Source organism: Pseudomonas fluorescens NCIMB 11764 (assembly GCF_000293885.2).
GTDB classification, from domain to species: Bacteria; Pseudomonadota; Gammaproteobacteria; order Pseudomonadales; family Pseudomonadaceae; genus Aquipseudomonas; species Aquipseudomonas fluorescens_B.
The window spans coordinates 1,946,723-1,961,429 of the sequence record NZ_CP010945.1; the positions used below are offsets into that span (position 1 = coordinate 1,946,723).

17 protein-coding genes are annotated in these 14,707 nt (G+C 60.0%); 7 read left to right on the forward strand and 10 right to left on the reverse strand.

What is annotated here, in order from left to right; all coding sequences use genetic code 11:
- Positions 1-41 precede the first annotated feature (41 nt).
- Positions 42-425 carry a hypothetical protein gene (locus B723_RS08840; RefSeq protein ID WP_017336388.1) on the reverse strand — a complete coding sequence of 128 codons (384 nt, stop codon included), beginning with the start codon at positions 423-425 and terminating at the stop codon, positions 42-44.
- Positions 426-572: 147 nt separating this feature from the next.
- Between B723_RS08840 and B723_RS08845 the strand changes: the two genes are divergently transcribed.
- Complete coding sequence (locus B723_RS08845) at positions 573-770, forward strand: heavy-metal-associated domain-containing protein (protein WP_017336389.1); 198 nt, start codon at positions 573-575, stop codon at positions 768-770.
- Between the two features lie 133 nt (positions 771-903).
- Positions 904-2,100, forward strand: coding sequence for a multidrug effflux MFS transporter (locus B723_RS08850; protein WP_017336390.1), 1,197 nt, complete (start codon positions 904-906; stop codon positions 2,098-2,100).
- 8 nt (positions 2,101-2,108) lie between these two features.
- Here the strand turns inward: B723_RS08850 and B723_RS33430 are convergent, their stop codons facing one another.
- From B723_RS33430 to B723_RS08860, 3 genes are all read right to left on the reverse strand, one after another.
- Entirely contained in the window at positions 2,109-2,279 is a 171-nt protein-coding gene (locus B723_RS33430) for a hypothetical protein (protein WP_017336391.1), read from the reverse strand.
- Positions 2,280-2,413: 134 nt separating this feature from the next.
- Entirely contained in the window at positions 2,414-3,427 is a 1,014-nt protein-coding gene (locus tag B723_RS08855; RefSeq protein ID WP_017336392.1) for a zinc-binding alcohol dehydrogenase family protein, read from the reverse strand.
- A 33-nt stretch (positions 3,428-3,460) separates the two neighbouring features.
- Positions 3,461-3,754, reverse strand: coding sequence for a putative quinol monooxygenase (locus B723_RS08860; protein ID WP_017336393.1), 294 nt, complete (start codon positions 3,752-3,754; stop codon positions 3,461-3,463).
- A 118-nt stretch (positions 3,755-3,872) separates the two neighbouring features.
- On the opposite strand from B723_RS08860, the gene B723_RS08865 reads away from it, so the two are divergent.
- The 3 genes from B723_RS08865 to B723_RS08875 all read left to right on the forward strand — a co-directional run bounded on the left by B723_RS08865 (position 3,873) and on the right by B723_RS08875 (position 7,361).
- Positions 3,873-4,802, forward strand: a complete 930-nt coding sequence (locus tag B723_RS08865) for a LysR family transcriptional regulator (protein WP_017336394.1) — start codon at positions 3,873-3,875, stop codon at positions 4,800-4,802.
- 316 nt (positions 4,803-5,118) lie between these two features.
- Entirely contained in the window at positions 5,119-5,853 is a 735-nt protein-coding gene (locus B723_RS08870) for an ArsR/SmtB family transcription factor (RefSeq protein ID WP_017336395.1), read from the forward strand.
- Between the two features lie 125 nt (positions 5,854-5,978).
- Positions 5,979-7,361: an MFS transporter gene (locus B723_RS08875; protein WP_017336396.1), complete on the forward strand. Its 1,383-nt coding sequence runs from the start codon at positions 5,979-5,981 to the stop codon at positions 7,359-7,361.
- A 114-nt stretch (positions 7,362-7,475) separates the two neighbouring features.
- On the opposite strand, the gene B723_RS08880 is transcribed toward B723_RS08875, so the two are convergent.
- Positions 7,476-8,429 (reverse strand): adenosine deaminase, encoded by a 954-nt coding sequence (locus B723_RS08880; RefSeq protein WP_017336397.1) that lies wholly within the window; start codon positions 8,427-8,429, stop codon positions 7,476-7,478.
- 192 nt (positions 8,430-8,621) lie between these two features.
- Between B723_RS08880 and B723_RS08885 the strand changes: the two genes are divergently transcribed.
- A complete protein-coding gene (locus B723_RS08885) occupies positions 8,622-9,710 on the forward strand; it encodes a calcium:proton antiporter (protein WP_017336398.1) in 1,089 nt (362 codons plus the stop codon).
- Positions 9,711-9,771: 61 nt separating this feature from the next.
- Here B723_RS08885 and B723_RS08890 read toward each other — a convergent pair whose 3' ends face one another.
- The 3 genes from B723_RS08890 to B723_RS08900 form a co-directional block, all read right to left on the reverse strand.
- Positions 9,772-11,130 (reverse strand): 8-oxoguanine deaminase, encoded by a 1,359-nt coding sequence (locus tag B723_RS08890; protein WP_017336399.1) that lies wholly within the window; start codon positions 11,128-11,130, stop codon positions 9,772-9,774.
- 252 nt (positions 11,131-11,382) lie between these two features.
- Positions 11,383-12,069: an SDR family oxidoreductase gene (locus B723_RS08895; protein ID WP_017336400.1), complete on the reverse strand. Its 687-nt coding sequence runs from the start codon at positions 12,067-12,069 to the stop codon at positions 11,383-11,385.
- Positions 12,070-12,094: 25 nt separating this feature from the next.
- Complete coding sequence (locus tag B723_RS08900) at positions 12,095-12,445, reverse strand: MerR family transcriptional regulator (RefSeq protein WP_017336401.1); 351 nt, start codon at positions 12,443-12,445, stop codon at positions 12,095-12,097.
- A gap of 85 nt (positions 12,446-12,530) precedes the next feature.
- Here B723_RS08900 and B723_RS08905 point away from each other — a divergent pair, with 85 nt between their 5' ends.
- Entirely contained in the window at positions 12,531-12,956 is a 426-nt protein-coding gene (locus B723_RS08905; protein ID WP_017336402.1) for a hypothetical protein, read from the forward strand.
- Between the two features lie 460 nt (positions 12,957-13,416).
- On the opposite strand, the gene B723_RS08910 is transcribed toward B723_RS08905, so the two are convergent.
- Both B723_RS08910 and B723_RS08915 read right to left on the reverse strand, forming a co-directional pair.
- On the reverse strand, positions 13,417-13,998 hold the full coding sequence (locus tag B723_RS08910) for an IMPACT family protein (RefSeq protein ID WP_017336403.1): 582 nt from the start codon (positions 13,996-13,998) through the stop codon (positions 13,417-13,419).
- Positions 13,999-14,005: 7 nt separating this feature from the next.
- Positions 14,006-14,656: a TetR/AcrR family transcriptional regulator gene (locus tag B723_RS08915; RefSeq protein ID WP_017336404.1), complete on the reverse strand. Its 651-nt coding sequence runs from the start codon at positions 14,654-14,656 to the stop codon at positions 14,006-14,008.
- Between the last annotated feature and the right edge of the window lie 51 nt (positions 14,657-14,707).

Consider the following 14,707-nt stretch of genomic DNA (forward strand, 5'->3'; position numbering starts at 1 on the left):
AGGTCAAGCGCCATGTCTCAGATCAAAAGATCGCAGGTGAATCAATATCCGAGGTCAGCAGGCTTCAGGTACATCCCTTCCTGCGTCATCGCAATCCGGAACTTCAACACATCCCCGGCCTTGAGCGTGATGTCCTGCGACCCCGGCGCCAACATCCCCGGATTGCAGCCCGGCGCCTGGCCCGGCAGCAGCTTCAGGCGTAAGGAAACATTGCCCGGCGGCAGGTTGAACGATGTGCTTTGCTCCTGAAAAAGCCGCGCCGACAGTTGATCCTGGATGTACACACCGATTTCGCAGTTGGTCGAGACTTCCAGGCGCTCGCGGGAAATGATCAGCACACCGTAATCCTCCCCGGCAGCATTGACCGAGGGCACGGCGGCGAAAAGGCTGAGGAAGCCAAACAGGCTGAGAGCTGACCAGCGCATGGCTGAATCTCCTGAGATCGAGTCATAGATGCACGCAGCTTGGCCGAGCGCGACGCCGATTGCCAGCCCGGCAGATCACATCAGAACTTGACCTTGCCATGGTGGCAAGCTCGAGACTGCTCGCAATCCCACTAAAGGAGTCATTCCATGCAAGTGTTCAACGTTCAAGGCATGTCCTGCGGTCACTGTGTCAAAGCCATCACTCAAGCGCTGCAAGCGAGGGATCCCGCGGCCAGCGTGCGGATTGATCTGGCGGCAAAGGAAGTTGGCGTCGAGAGTGCGTTGACTGCGGATGAAGTGATCGCAGCGATCAGCGAAGAAGGTTATGAAGTGAAAGTCGCCTGAGGCCAAACGCAATCCCATGTGTGCGGGCTTGCATTTATCCAGGGGTTTTTAATAGTTAGCGAGCTATCGGAATGTTCAAGGTGTCCCCACGCGGCTAGACTGTGGAGCTGCCGACTTCAGCCCTGGATACCTGATGAACTTCCGTACCATTTTGATACTTGGCGCCCTGAGCGCTTTTGGGCCGCTTGCAATCGACTTCTATCTGCCGGCGTTCCCGGCCATGGCGCTGGCGTTCGGTACCGATGAACAACACGTTCAGCTGACGCTGGCGGCGTATTTCCTCGGTTTGTCCATTGGTCAGCTGATGTACGGCCCGGTAGCGGATCGGTTTGGCCGGCGCATTCCGCTGTTGACGGGTGTCGGTCTGTTCACCGCCGCTTCGTTGGCGTGCGCCTATGCGCCGAATCTTGAATGGCTGCTGGGCGCGCGTTTTGTCCAGGCGCTGGGCGGTTGCGCGGGGATGGTGATTTCCCGGGCGATTGTCAGTGACAAATGCGATGCGGTGGGTTCGGCCAAAGTCTTTTCCCAGCTGATGCTGGTCATGGGCCTGGCGCCGATTCTCGCGCCGATGCTCGGCGGTTTGCTGGTCAATACCACCGGCTGGCAGTCGATCTTCCTGGCGTTGAGCGGTTTCAGTGCCTTGGCGGCGGTGGCCGTGGCGCTTGGCTTGCCGGAAAGCATGCCCGCGCATGTGCCCCGTCAACCGCTGTCGGGCGCGCTGCGTCAGTACGGTCGCCTGTTGTCGGACCCGGTGTACCTCGGCCACGCCCTGACCGGTGGCATCGCCATCGCCGGGATGTTTGCCTACATCGCCGGTTCGCCGTTCGTCTTCATCAAACTCTACGGTGTACCGGCCGAGCATTTCGGCTGGTTGTTCGGCACCAATGCGGCGGGTTTCATTCTGGTGGCGCAGGTCAACGCGCGACTGCTCGCCAAGCGTGGCCCTGCTTTTTTGCTGGCGCGGACGGTGTGGATTTATCTGGCGGCCGGCCTGACGTTGCTGGCTGTCAGTTCGCTGCACACCGAACAGTTGTGGCCGCTGCTGATTCCACTGTTCATCTGCATCGCCAGCCTCGGCTGCATCCTCCCCAACGCGTCGGCCTGTGCCATGAACGGGCAGGGCGCCCGCGCCGGGAGTGCGTCGGCGATGCTCGGGTGCCTGCAATTCAGCGTCGCCGCCGGGGCTGCGTCGCTGGTGGGTATTTTGTACGACGGCAGCGCCGTGCCGATGGCCATGGTCATCAGCCTGTGTGGAATTCTGGTGGTGAGCGTGGCGATGCTCACCCGGCGTTTGCAAAATGCCCGGGCGTTGGTGCAAGCCCAGGTGTGAGGCAGGTCTCAGCCAACAGCGCGCTGCTGTTGGACGGGAATCTGATGAGGGGCGTGCAAGCGTGCTTCGAGGGTTCGGGTGAAAGCGCGAGCTTCGGCTTCGCTACGGAACGTCACCGCGTGTTGGTCCAGGCGGACCTGCCACTGGGATTTTGCCAATTCTTTTATCAGGATCTTCATTGCTGACCTCCTCGGTTAAAAGATTGCATCGCAGAGTTCTGGATTGTAGACCTGAATACGATCGCAATTATGACAACGGTCAACCTTCGGACTGACGGTGTCGTCCATCCGGACGACACTTGTATCAATCTGTGTCAGAAGCCTTCGAGCACAATCTTGCCCTTGGACTTGCCGCTTTCCAGCAACTCATGGGCTCGCCGCAGATTCGCCGCGTTGATGGTTCCGAAGTGCTCGCCCACCGTGGTTTTCAATGTGCCGTCATCGATCAGTCCGGCCACGCGGTTGAGCAGTTTGTGCTGCTCGATCATGTCCGGCGTTTCGAACAGCGAGCGGGTGTACATGAACTCCCAGTGCAGTGACAGGCTCTTGCGTTTGAGCTTGGTGACGTCCAGCGCTTTCGGGTCATCGATCAGCGCGAGTTTGCCTTGTGGCGCCAGGGCCTCGACCAACTGATCGAGATGCTGATCGGTCTGGGTCAGGCTGGCGACGTGGGTCACCTGCGCAACGCCTGCGCGTTTCAGTTCTTCACTGAGCGGCTGGCTATGATCGATCACCAGGTCGGCGCCCAACTCACGCACCCAACTCTGGGTTTGCGCACGGGAAGCGGTGCCGATGACTTTCAAACCGGTGAGTTGACTGGCCAGTTGCGTCAGGATTGAACCGACACCGCCGGCCGCCCCGACGATCAGCAAGCTCTGGCCTTCATCGGTGTTGCCTTCGCGCACTTGCAGGCGTTCGAAAAGCAATTCCCAAGCGGTAATGGCGGTCAGCGGCAGCGCGGCCGCTTCGGCAAAACCGAGGGTTTTCGGCATATGGCCGACGATCCGCTCATCCACCACGTGCAGTTCGCTGTTGCCGCCGGCGCGGGCAATCGAGCCGGCATAGAACACCTTGTCGCCGGCCTTGAACAAGGTCACTTCGCTGCCGACGGCCTTGACCACGCCGGCCACGTCCCAGCCCAGCACTTTTGCCGCGCCGCCTTCGGGCTGGACGTTCTGGCGGACCTTGGTGTCCACCGGGTTGACCGAGATGGCTTTGACTTCCACCAACAGGTCACGGGGGCCGGCGACCGGTTCCGGCAGTTCGATGTCTTGCAGGGATTTTTCGTCGCTGATCGGCAACGAGGCGTAGTAGGCAATGGCTTTCATGAGGAGGGTTCCGAACAGTAATAGAAGAAGGGATCAAGCCACGGAGCGCAGGCGCTTGAGATCGAAGTGTTCGATCAGGTCGCCGGCCTGGGCGCGAAAGTTCTGGATGTGTGCGCTGGCGTCGTGGGCTTGCAGCGCTTCGTCGCTGCTCCATTGTTCAATCATGTAGAAGGCCAGCGGATTGGCGAGGTCCTGATGCAGGTCGTATTGACCGCAACCGGCTTCGGCGCGGGTCGGCTCCAGCAGTGCACGCAGGTGTTGCTCGAGCGCGTCCTGTTGGCCGGCTTTGGCGATCAGGGTGGCAATGGCGGTGAAAGGCTGGGACATGGTCGACTCCAGGAGCAGGATGATTTCGATGCAGCAGATGATTGGCTATTTCTCTGCAAGATAAAACCCGCTAAAAGAGCAGTCTCTTTCAATATTTTTTTGATAATCGAGGCTGTAAATGCTGCGTTTCGATGACTTGCAGTTGTTTGTCCGGGCGGCGGACCTGGGCAGCCTGTCAGCGGCGGCGAGGGGAATGGACATGTCGGCGGCGGTGGCGAGTGCGGCGTTGAAGCGCATCGAGCAGCAACTCGGCGCCCGATTGCTCGCCCGCTCCACCCGCAGTCTGCGCCTGACGGCGGAGGGCGAAGGATTTCTCGAGTATGCCCGGGCCGCGCTGAGCAACCTCGACGAGGGCCGCCGATTATTGGCCAGCGGTCAGGACCAGGTCAGCGGGGTGCTGCAGCTGTCGGCGCCGTCGGATTTCGGTCGCAACCTGCTGCTGCCCTGGCTGGACGAGTTCCAGCGTGAACACCCCAAACTCACGGTGCGCTTGTTGCTGGGCGACCGCATCGCCGATCTGTTCCGCCAACCGGTGGACATTGCCCTGCGCTACGGTGAGCCGGAAGACTCCAGCCTGGTGGCGCTGCCCATCGCCCCGAATAACCGCCGCGTGCTGTGTGCCGCCCCGAGCTACCTGGCCCGGCATGGCGAACCGCGGCAACTGGAGCAACTGGCGCAGCACAATTGCCTGCTGTTCATGCTCGGCAGCCGGGTTCACGACCATTGGAGTTTTCACGACGGCAAACGCGAAGTCAGCCTGACCGTCAGCGGTGATCGCTTCAGTGACGATGCCGACGTGGTGCGCTTGTGGGCCGTGGCGGGTGCCGGGATCGCCTACAAATCCTGGCTCGATGTCGCCGCCGATGTATTGGCCGGCCGCCTGAAAGTGCTGATGCCGGAGCTGCTCTGTGAGCGCGCACCGCTGAATTTGCTGTGCGCCCATCGCGCACAATTGAGTAAGCCGGTGAACCTTTTGCGGGAAATGCTTGCCAGCCGATGTACTCGATTAGGCAGTCAATTTCCTGTGTTGGCGCATGTCGATCATTAGTCGCAGGCAAATAGCGAAATTTCCCTCAGGATCAATCACCACCAATGGTTTCCGGGGGGCAGGAACCGACCGGCAACGGGCTTATACTAGCGCCCGCCTCATGTACGCACCGTCGACCTCGCCATGGCGAGTCCGCGTTCGAGTCGGTCAGGCTCCACCGTCAATCCAAAGCCTTTGCAAGGTCTTCGAAGCAATGGCTTGTGTGAGTGGATGGCTTTGCCCGGTTTATGGCGGTTTCCACGTCTTGGCCGACGACACATTACTGGTCAAGATGTCTCTGAGCAGTAGACGAAACGATTCAACAGGGAGTGAATACATGGAACATGCACCTTGCATCAGCCAGATCGCCACGTTGCTGGCTGACCCAAAGCGCAGCGCAATGATGTGGGCCTTGATGGACGGCGCTGCGCGGCAGACCGAAGAGCTGGCATTGCTGGCCCGCCTGTCGCCGTCTTCGGCCAGTGCACACCTGGGGCGTTTGTCCGCCGGAGGTCTGTTGAAAGTCGAAACCCGCGGCCGCAAGCGATTCTTCCGGTTGGCCGCACCCGAAGTCGGGGCCGCGATAGAAGCGCTGGCCAGTGCGACGATCGCCAGCACACCTCGGGACATTCCCGATGTTTTCAGCCGCACCCCCGCCATCCCCAAACGTCAGGCCGCGCCCTCGTCCTTGTTGCGCGCACGGCTCTGCGACGATCATTTAGGCGGCACGCTGGCCGCCGATCTGTACCAGCGCTTGCTGGATGCGGGCTGGATCGAACAGTTCGATCATCGGGTGTCGATCACGCACAAGGGCGCCACGCAACTGGCGACACGCGGCGTTTTCGTCCAGGCGCTGGCGCAGAGCACCAGCCGAGCCGCCTGTGCCTGTCCTGACTGGAGCGAAAGACGTCCGCACATGGGCGGTTCACTGGGCGCGGCGTTGCTGCAATTGTTCATGCAGTCCGGCTGGCTGAGCTTGCCTAACGATTCGCGCGCCTTGCACGTCACCGTGACGGGGCAGCGTGAAATCCACCGTTTCGCCAAGGAGACCGAGCTGGAAATGGCGTTGTAGACGCATCGGGATCGACGTCCGGGGGCACGGGCGTCGTTCAGAGCTGTGGCCAGGTCGCATCCAGCAATAACCCCCGGCGACCATCGCGCACACTCGTTCAGGGACTTTCGAACGGGGGATGTGGCATGGAAACACGAGGCTTCAGCGCGGCAGAACGATTGGAACGGCTGCCCATCAGCGGCTATCACCGGATCATTTTCATCATCATCGCCCTGGCGTTTTTCTTTGACTCCATGGACCTGGCGATGATGACTTTCCTGCTCGGCTCGATCAAAACCGAGTTCGGCCTCAGCACGGCGCAGGCCGGGTTGCTCGCCAGTTCGAGTTTCTTCGGCATGGTCGTGGGCGCATCACTGTCCGGCATGCTGGCGGACCGTTTCGGCCGCAAACCGGTGTTCCAGTGGAGCATTGTGTTGTGGGGCATCGCCAGTTACCTGTGCTCCACGGCGCAGAATGTCGAGACGCTGACGCTCTTCCGCGTCCTCTTGGGAATTGGCATGGGCATGGAGTTTCCCATCGCCCAGTCGATGCTTTCGGAATTGATTCCGGCGAAAAGACGTGGGCGTTACATCGCGTTGATGGACGGTTTCTGGCCCTTGGGGTTTGTCGCGGCCGGGGTGCTGTCGTATTTCCTGTTACCGGTGATTGGCTGGCGGGATATTTTTCTGGTGCTGGCGGTGCCGGCGGTGTTTGTCCTGGTGATTCGCTTTTTCATTCCCGAGTCACCGCGCTGGCTGGAACAGGCCGGGCGTGATGAGGCGGCGGACAAGGTCTTGCTGGGTATCGAAGCGCGGGTCCGGACGTCGCTGGGTCATGGGGATTTGCCTGAGCCGATCCGCTTGCCGCGTGTGGCAAGTACGCCGGGCAACTTCTTTTCGGCTTTGCAGCAGATCTGGTCGCCGCTGTATCGCCAGCGCACGATGATGATCTGGAGCGTCTGGTTCTTTGCCTTGCTGGGGTTCTACGGGTTGACGTCGTGGCTCAGTGCACTGCTGCAGCAGTCGGGTTTCGCCGTGACCCAGTCGGTGTATTACACCGTGCTGATTTCCCTCGGCGGGATTCCCGGTTTCCTCATGGCGGCTTGGCTGGTGGAGCGTTGGGGCCGTAAACCGGTGTGCGTGGTGACGTTGCTCGGCGGCGGGGTGATGGCGTTTCTTTACGGTCAGAGCGCAGTGTTTGGCGGCAATGTCGGCTTGCTGATCACGTCGGGGCTGTTGATGCAGTTTTTCCTGTTCGGCATGTGGGCAGTGCTCTACACCTACACGCCAGAGTTGTACCCGACGTCGGCGCGGGCCACGGGTTCCGGTTTTGCGTCGGCGATTGGCCGAGTGGGTTCGTTGCTTGGGCCAATGGTGACCGGGCTGGTGTTCCCGATGACCGGGCAGGGTGGCGTGTTCGCGCTGGGGGCGATGTGTTTTGCGATCGCGGCGGGGGTGGTGTGGGTGTTCGGGATGGAGACGCGGGGCAAGACGCTGGAGGAGTTGAGCGAAGTGGTAACCGTCGGCTAAACACAAACCCTGTGGGAGCGAGCTTGCTCGCGATAGCGGATTCACATTCACCAATGACGCTGGATGTGATGGCCTCATCGCGAGCAAGCTCGCACCACATTGGGTCTTCAGCAGTTACGGTTTTACCAACCGCGCATCCAGGCTGTTTTGCGCCAATCGCTTGGCCTGATCCTGGGTCATGCCCAGATCGGTGTACAGCGCATGGAAGTTCTCGGTCACATACCCGCCGAAGTACGCCGGGTCATCCGAGTTCACGGTGACTTTCACGCCGCGCTCGAGCATGTCGAGAATGTTGTGCTGTGACATGTGATCGAACACGCAAAGCTTGGTGTTCGACAACGGGCACACCGTCAACGGGATCTGCTCATCAATGATCCGCTGCATCAGGCGCTCGTCTTCGATGGCGCGCACGCCATGGTCGATACGCTGGATTTTCAGCAGGTCGAGGGCTTCCCAGATGTATTCCGGCGGGCCTTCTTCACCGGCGTGAGCGACGGTCAGGAAACCTTCGTGACGGGCACGATCAAACACGCGCTGGAACTTGCTCGGCGGGTGACCCATTTCCGAACTGTCCAGACCGACGGCCACGAACGCGTCGCGGAATGGCAGCGCCTGGTCGAGGGTCTTCTGTGCTTCGTCTTCGCTCAAGTGACGCAGGAAACTCAGGATCAAACCGCTGGTGATGCCCAGCTGCTGTTCGCCGTCCTTCAACGCGGCGGCGATGCCGTTGAGCACGACTTCGAACGGGATGCCACGGTCGGTGTGGGTCTGCGGGTCGAAGAACGGTTCGGTGTGAATCACGTTCTGCGCCTTGCAACGCAACAGGTAGGCCCAGGTCAGGTCGTAGAAATCCTGGGAGGTGCGCAGCACATCGGCGCCCTGGTAATACAGGTCGAGAAACTCTTGCAGGTTGTTGAAGGCGTACGCCTTGCGCAGGGTTTCGACATCGCTCCACGGCAGGGCGATCCTGTTGCGTTCGGCCAGGGCGAACAGCAGTTCGGGCTCCAGCGAACCTTCGAGGTGCAGGTGCAGTTCTGCCTTGGGCAGTGCGTTCAGCCAATCGTACATTTGTTCAAATCTCATCAGGTGCAATGACGGCATTCTACAGATGCTCGCTGCAACAATTGGTAAAACCTGACCAAGAGGTTCATTGGCCGGCTGTCATCCATTGCTGGGCTAAGGTGTAACGAAACGTTAGCGCCGCTCCACAGTCAGTAGCTCATCACACTGATTCCGCTCCATTCGGCAAAAAGGCCTGCAATGCTCACATTCCTCAAGCAAGAAAAATTTCTGCTGTTGGCCCTGATCGCCGCCTTCATCGCTTACCCGATGGAACACTGGATGCTGCACAGCGGCCAGCCCATAGCCCTGACTGCCGGTCTCGTGCTGATCGCCTTCATCGTCGCCGTATCCATGCGCGTCGCCCATCACGCCGAACTGCTGGCGGAAAAAGTCGGCGATCCCTACGGCACGATGATCCTGACCCTGGCGGCGGTGCTGGTGGAAGTGGTGATCCTGGCGATCATGATGAGCAACGAAGCCTCGCCGACGCTGGTGCGCGATACGATTTACTCGGCGGTGATGCTCGACATCAACGGCATCATCGGCCTCGCGGCATTGATGGGCGGGATCAAGCACGGTGAACAGTCCTACAACGATGACTCGGCGCGCAGCTACAGCGTGATGATCCTCACCGCCATGGGCGTTTCCATGGTGGTGCCGGAGTTTATTCCCGAGGCGAACTGGAAGCTGTATTCCGCGTTTACCATTGGCGCGATGGTCGTGCTTTACACCCTGTTCCTGCGCATGCAGGTCGGGCCGCACAGTTATTTTTTCAGCTACAGCTATCCGGAAAAACGCCGCAAAAAAGTCCCGGAGGAAGCACCTGAATCGGTCAATCTCGCGCTGAGTATCGGGACGTTGGTGTTGGGTGTGGTGGTGATCGGCGCATTGGCCGAGGTGATGTCCAAGACCCTCGACCTGGGCCTGGAAGGGACGGGCGCACCGCCGGTGATCACGGCGATTCTGGTGGCGGCGATTTCCGCGGCGCCAGAGATTCTGACGGCGTTGCGCGCAGCGCTGGCCAACCGTATGCAGTCGGTGGTGAACATTGCGATGGGCGCATCGCTGTCGACGGTGATCCTGACGGTGCCGGTGATGGAAGCGATGGCGCTCTACACCGGTCAACCGTTTCAGATGGCGATGACGCCGGTACAGACAGTGATGATCTTCCTCACCCTGATCGTCAGCGCGATCAATCTCAATGACGGCGAAACCAATGCCATCGAAGGGATGACCCACTTCGTGTTGTTTGCGACGTTCATCATGTTGTCGCTGCTCGGTCTCTGAACTTTCCACAAATCCAACGTGGGAGCGGGCAAGCCCTCTCCCACATTGGGTTCGAGTTGTATCAGGTACCGGCGATCAACTGCCGGGCCGCCTGGCTGTGATCCGCAATCAAACCCTTCAGATCAAGCCCCTCGACCTGCCCGTCAATCACTCGCCACTGGCCACCGACCATCACCCGATCCGCCCGGTCCGCACCACACAGCAGCAACGCCGACACCGGATCATGACTGCCGGAAAACCGCAGCTCATCCAGCTTGAACAACGCCAGATCCGCCTGCTTGCCCACTGCCAGCTCACCAATATCGGTACGCCCGAGCAAACTCGCCGAGCCCTTGGTCGCCCATCCCAGCACCAATTCCGGGGTGATCTTCTCGGCGCCATAACGCAAGCGCTGAATGTAAAGCGCCTGACGGGTTTCGAGCATCATGTTCGACGCATCGTTGGACGCTGAACCGTCCACGCCCAGCCCGAGCAACGCGCCGGCGGCGGTCAGGTCCAGTGTCGGGCAAATGCCGGAGGCCAGGCGCATGTTCGAGCTCGGGCAATGGCAAATGCCTGTGCCGGCCGCGCCGAGGCGGGCGATTTCGTCCGGGTTGAAGTGGATGCCATGGGCGAGCCAGGTGCGCGGGCCGAGCCAGCCGACGCTGTCCAGGTAATCCACGGTACGCAGGCCGAAGCGCTGCAGGCAGAAGTCTTCTTCGTCGAGGGTTTCGGCCAGATGCGTGTGCAGGCGCACATCGAGCTTGTTCGCCAGCTCGGCGCTGGCCGACATGATTTCCGGGGTCACCGAGAACGGCGAGCACGGCGCCAGGGCGATCTGGATTTGCGCGCCATCGCCACGCTCGTGATATTCGGCGATCAGGCGCTGACTGTCGTCGAGAATCACTTCGCCTTCCTGGACCGTTTGCTGCGGTGGCAGGCCGCCGTCCTTTTCGCCGAGGCTCATTGAGCCGCGCGTGAGCATGGCGCGCATGCCCAGTTCGCGGACACTCTCGACCTGCACGTCGATCGCATTTTCCAGGCCCTGCGGGAACAGGTAATGGTGATCGGCCGCTGTGGTGCAGCCAGACAACAACAACTCGGCCAGCGCGACTTTTGTGGCGAGGGCGAGTTTTTCCGGGGTGAGTCGTGCCCAGACCGGGTACAGGGTTTTCAGCCACGGGAACAACGGCTGATTGACCACTGGCGCCCAGGCACGGGTCAGGGTTTGATAGAAGTGGTGATGGGTGTTGATCAGTCCCGGCAGGATCACATGCTCGCGCGCAGCGAAGACTTGTCCACAGGGCGCGGAAGGTTGCTGGCCGGCGGCGAGCACTTCGACGATCAGACCGTCTTGCACAACCAGCCCGCCACGGGCATCGAGGTCATTGGCAGTGAAGATCGCGAGGGGATTTTTTAACCAGGTACGGGTCGCAGGCATGTTGGCCGGCTCCTCTGAAAGTGGGTTCAGGTTAGCCAGCTCAGTGATTACCCTGTCTGCTGATCCAGGGTCGCCGCAAGGGACGAGGTGCGGAGTTTCAAACAAAACCGCGTGGTGGGCAAGCCCGGCCCGACCAGACGATAAAAATCCTGTGGGATCCGGGCTTGCCCGCGATGCATGCACCTCGGTCTTTCAGGTCTTCCCAGGTGACGCCATCGCAGGCACGCCAGCTCCCACAGGGGGACGCAGTGACTACCAGGGAATGGTTTCACCTCTGTAATTCACAAAGTGATGCCCGCCCTTGCCGACATACGCATTCACCTGATCAACCAGCCCACGCGTGCTGGTTTCCACATCGATATCAGCGCCTTCGCCGCCCATGTCGGTCTTCACCCAACCCGGATGCAGCGACAGCACGGTCAGTTTCTGCTCGCCCAACTGCGTCACGAAACTGCTGGTCATGGAGTTCAGTGCCGCCTTGCTCGCCTTGTACAACGCCAGCTCCGGCGCGTCCGGCATGGTTACGCTGCCGAGCACCGAGCTCATGAACGCCAGCACGCCGCTTTCCGGGCGGATTTGCCCGACAAAACGTTGTGCCAGGTTGATCGGTGCCACCGCGTTGGTAAAAAACAACTGGCCCACTTCAGCCAGCGTCGCGCCGCCCGGTGTTTGTACTTCCGGCCCCTTGACCCCGGCATTCACGAACAGCAGATCAAACACTTCGCCCTTGAGTTGCTGGCTCAACGCGATGACGGCCTGCTGATCATCCATGTCGAGTTTTTCGATCCGCACCGTTCCCAATGCCTTCAAGGCGTCGGCATTCTGCGGGTTACGCACAGTGGCGGTGACTTGCCAGCCGTCGGCGAGCAGGGTCTTCACCAGACCGAGGCCCAGGCCCCTGGAGGCGCCGATGATGAGTGCGGTTTTTGCCTTGGACATGAGTGGCTTCCTTGAGAAGTGAGAATCACGGATTCAATGGACAACGTTGACCAAGACGTTGCTGCAACTCGTGTCGCAGCGCGCCAAGTTCATCCATTCGGGTTTCGATCAGTTTGAGTTTGTCTTGCAGCAGTTGGGTGACGGCGCTGTCCGGGTCGGGCGACTGCCACAACGTGGCGACGCTATTGCCGATTTCGCCCAGGGTAAAACCCAGCCGTTGAGCGGTCTTGATGTACAGCACCAGTTGCACCACGTCCGGCGGATAATCGCGATAACCGTTGGCGCTGCGTTGCGCGGCGATCAATCCGCGTTGCTCGTAGAAGCGCAGCGTGTCGCGGCTGACCGCGCTGGCCTGGGCTAATTCACCGATGCGCATCCTGACGTCTCGAGAGGGGGGCTTGACCCTGGAGCATACTCCAGGCTTTAGCCTTGTTGCTCCCTGAATTTATGGAGCAATGCCGATGTGGACTTCAACGCAATATCGCCGGTTGGTGCGTGGTAGCGCCTGGTATGACTTGATCGTGACGGCGGCGTTTGTCACGCCGTGGACATTTGCGGCGTTGCACGGCGTTTTGACGGGGGTGAGCCGGGCGTTCGACTTACCCGGAGAACTGCCGGCATTCGAACCGATGCACATGCTGATGGCGAACCTGTTGGGATCGATTGTGTGCATTTGGGCCGTGCTGAGGATTCGTGATCCGCATCAGGTGTTTGGTCGGTATGACGCCGTGGGCCGGTTTCTGTTTTCGGCTTGGCAACTCTATGCCTTGCTGCATGGCGCCAGTTCGCTGTTGGTGATTTTTTTGTTCTTTGAATTGGCGTGGGGTGTGGTTCAGGTCCTGCCTGTGGATAAAACAGTGACCTGGCCATTGAGACAGGAAATTTGAAATCTCATGGCGACCAAGGCCTCAAGGGCGCTGCCTCGCCACCTTTCAATTGGCAGGCAGGCACCACTTGAGGGCGAAGTCGGTGGTCGAGCTCTGTTTTTGCTCATCAAGCTTTGGTCAAAAAACGAGCAACCCGGCGCGAGCCATGCCGGACATGGGGCCGCGACAGCCATGAACGGGTTATCCACAGATTGCTCCACAGTATTTGTGCGCAAGCGCAAAGCCCGGGCATAAGCATTGAGCGGCTTTCTTCTAAAGGTGATAAACCACGCTAACTGGTTGTTTTTACGTGGATTTAGTCTTGGTGGTGGCAAATTGGGCGAAAAATGAGCAATGCCCGCAAAGCCGCATGACAGAAGGGTTACAGCGGTATGTGCTCAGGTTATCCACAGCCGGGTGCACAGTAGATGTGGGCAACTGTGACAGTTCGACGAAAGGGCAATGGGCGTTGTTGGTGCGATCAGCGTTGCAACAGAATGCGTCCGCGACTCAAATCTGCGAGCTGGGTTTGCAGGGTTTCGATCTGCGCTTCGCCCATCGCTAACTGCAGCTCTACACCGTTCGCCGTGAACGTCTCTTCCACTACCAGGCCACCGAGCTCCGCCACCCGAAGCTTCACCAGCGTCAGTTCAGCAAACCCGCAGGCGCAACTCACCGGCACTCGGCTGATCAGCTCTATCTTCGGCGCTGCTTGCAGGCACTTGTTGGCGCCACCGCCATACGCCCGTGCGAGCCCGCCGGTGCCCAGTTGAATGCCGCCATACCAGCGGATAACCAGCACGGCGACCTGATCGCAATCCTGCGCCTCGATCGCCGCGAGAATCGGTCGACCCGCCGTGCCGCCCGGTTCGCCATCATCGGTGCTGCGGTATTGAGCGCCGAGCTTCCATGCCCAGCAGTTGTGCGTGGCATTCAAATCACTGTGCTGTTCGATAAATGCCTGGGCTTCAGCAGGGCTGCTGATCGGCGCGGCGAAGGTGATGAAACGGCTCTTGCGAATCTCTTCGCGGTATTCGCAAAAGCCGCTGAGGGTAAAAGGCATAAGAGTCTTAAATAGCTGGAGTCAGGCCGCAGCCTTTGAGAATGATGCGGATCAGGTTATCGCTGGCATCTTCCATGTCTTGCTTGGTCAACTTGGTTCGGCCGCTGACCCGGCAAATTTGCGTGGCGAAATCGGCGTAATGCTGGGTGCTGCCCCACAACAGGAAGATCAGGTTGACCGGGTCGACCGGGTCCATTTTTCCGGCGTCGATCCACGCTTGGAACACCGCCGCCCGGCCCTGGAACCAGGCGCGGTAGTCCTGGTTGAAATACTCGGTCAGGCATTCACCGCCGCTGATCACTTCCATCGCGAAGATCCGCGAGGCCTGCGGTTGCCGGCGGGAGAATTCCATCTTGGCGCGGATGTATCGCGTCAGCGCTTCGGCCGGGTCATCTTCGGCGGTCAGGGTGTTGAACGTACTGTCCCACAACTGAAGGATGTTGCTCAGCACCGCCACGTACAAACCCAGTTTATTGGTGAAGTAGTAATGCAGGTTCGCCTTGGGCAACCCGGCATTCAGGGCGATGGTGTTCATGCTGGTGCCTTTGAACCCGTGTCTGGCGAACTCGTCTTCGGCGGCTTTGATGATGGTCTCTTCGTTCTTCTGACGAATGCGGCTGGCAGGTTTGCCGCCGTGAGCGGGGACTTCAAAGGTCATAGGCACTTCCGGACAGGTGGGTGGGTGCAACCAAGTGCGTTGATAGCGCAC

Bases quoted from the DNA above. Each gene is read 5' to 3' on its own strand.
- B723_RS08840 (WP_017336388.1), bottom strand. From the start codon at position 425: ATGCGCTGGTCAGCTCTCAGCCTGTTTGGCTTCCTCAGCCTTTTCGCC.
- B723_RS08845 (WP_017336389.1), top strand. From the start codon at position 573: ATGCAAGTGTTCAACGTTCAAGGCATGTCCTGCGGTCACTGTGTCAAA.
- B723_RS08850 (WP_017336390.1), top strand. From the start codon at position 904: ATGAACTTCCGTACCATTTTGATACTTGGCGCCCTGAGCGCTTTTGGG.
- B723_RS33430 (WP_017336391.1), bottom strand. From the start codon at position 2,279: ATGAAGATCCTGATAAAAGAATTGGCAAAATCCCAGTGGCAGGTCCGC.
- B723_RS08855 (WP_017336392.1), bottom strand. From the start codon at position 3,427: ATGAAAGCCATTGCCTACTACGCCTCGTTGCCGATCAGCGACGAAAAA.
- B723_RS08860 (WP_017336393.1), bottom strand. From the start codon at position 3,754: ATGTCCCAGCCTTTCACCGCCATTGCCACCCTGATCGCCAAAGCCGGC.
- B723_RS08865 (WP_017336394.1), top strand. From the start codon at position 3,873: ATGCTGCGTTTCGATGACTTGCAGTTGTTTGTCCGGGCGGCGGACCTG.
- B723_RS08870 (WP_017336395.1), top strand. From the start codon at position 5,119: ATGGAACATGCACCTTGCATCAGCCAGATCGCCACGTTGCTGGCTGAC.
- B723_RS08875 (WP_017336396.1), top strand. From the start codon at position 5,979: ATGGAAACACGAGGCTTCAGCGCGGCAGAACGATTGGAACGGCTGCCC.
- B723_RS08880 (WP_017336397.1), bottom strand. From the start codon at position 8,429: ATGTACGATTGGCTGAACGCACTGCCCAAGGCAGAACTGCACCTGCAC.
- B723_RS08885 (WP_017336398.1), top strand. From the start codon at position 8,622: ATGCTCACATTCCTCAAGCAAGAAAAATTTCTGCTGTTGGCCCTGATC.
- B723_RS08890 (WP_017336399.1), bottom strand. From the start codon at position 11,130: ATGCCTGCGACCCGTACCTGGTTAAAAAATCCCCTCGCGATCTTCACT.
- B723_RS08895 (WP_017336400.1), bottom strand. From the start codon at position 12,069: ATGTCCAAGGCAAAAACCGCACTCATCATCGGCGCCTCCAGGGGCCTG.
- B723_RS08900 (WP_017336401.1), bottom strand. From the start codon at position 12,445: ATGCGCATCGGTGAATTAGCCCAGGCCAGCGCGGTCAGCCGCGACACG.
- B723_RS08905 (WP_017336402.1), top strand. From the start codon at position 12,531: ATGTGGACTTCAACGCAATATCGCCGGTTGGTGCGTGGTAGCGCCTGG.
- B723_RS08910 (WP_017336403.1), bottom strand. From the start codon at position 13,998: ATGCCTTTTACCCTCAGCGGCTTTTGCGAATACCGCGAAGAGATTCGC.
- B723_RS08915 (WP_017336404.1), bottom strand. From the start codon at position 14,656: ATGACCTTTGAAGTCCCCGCTCACGGCGGCAAACCTGCCAGCCGCATT.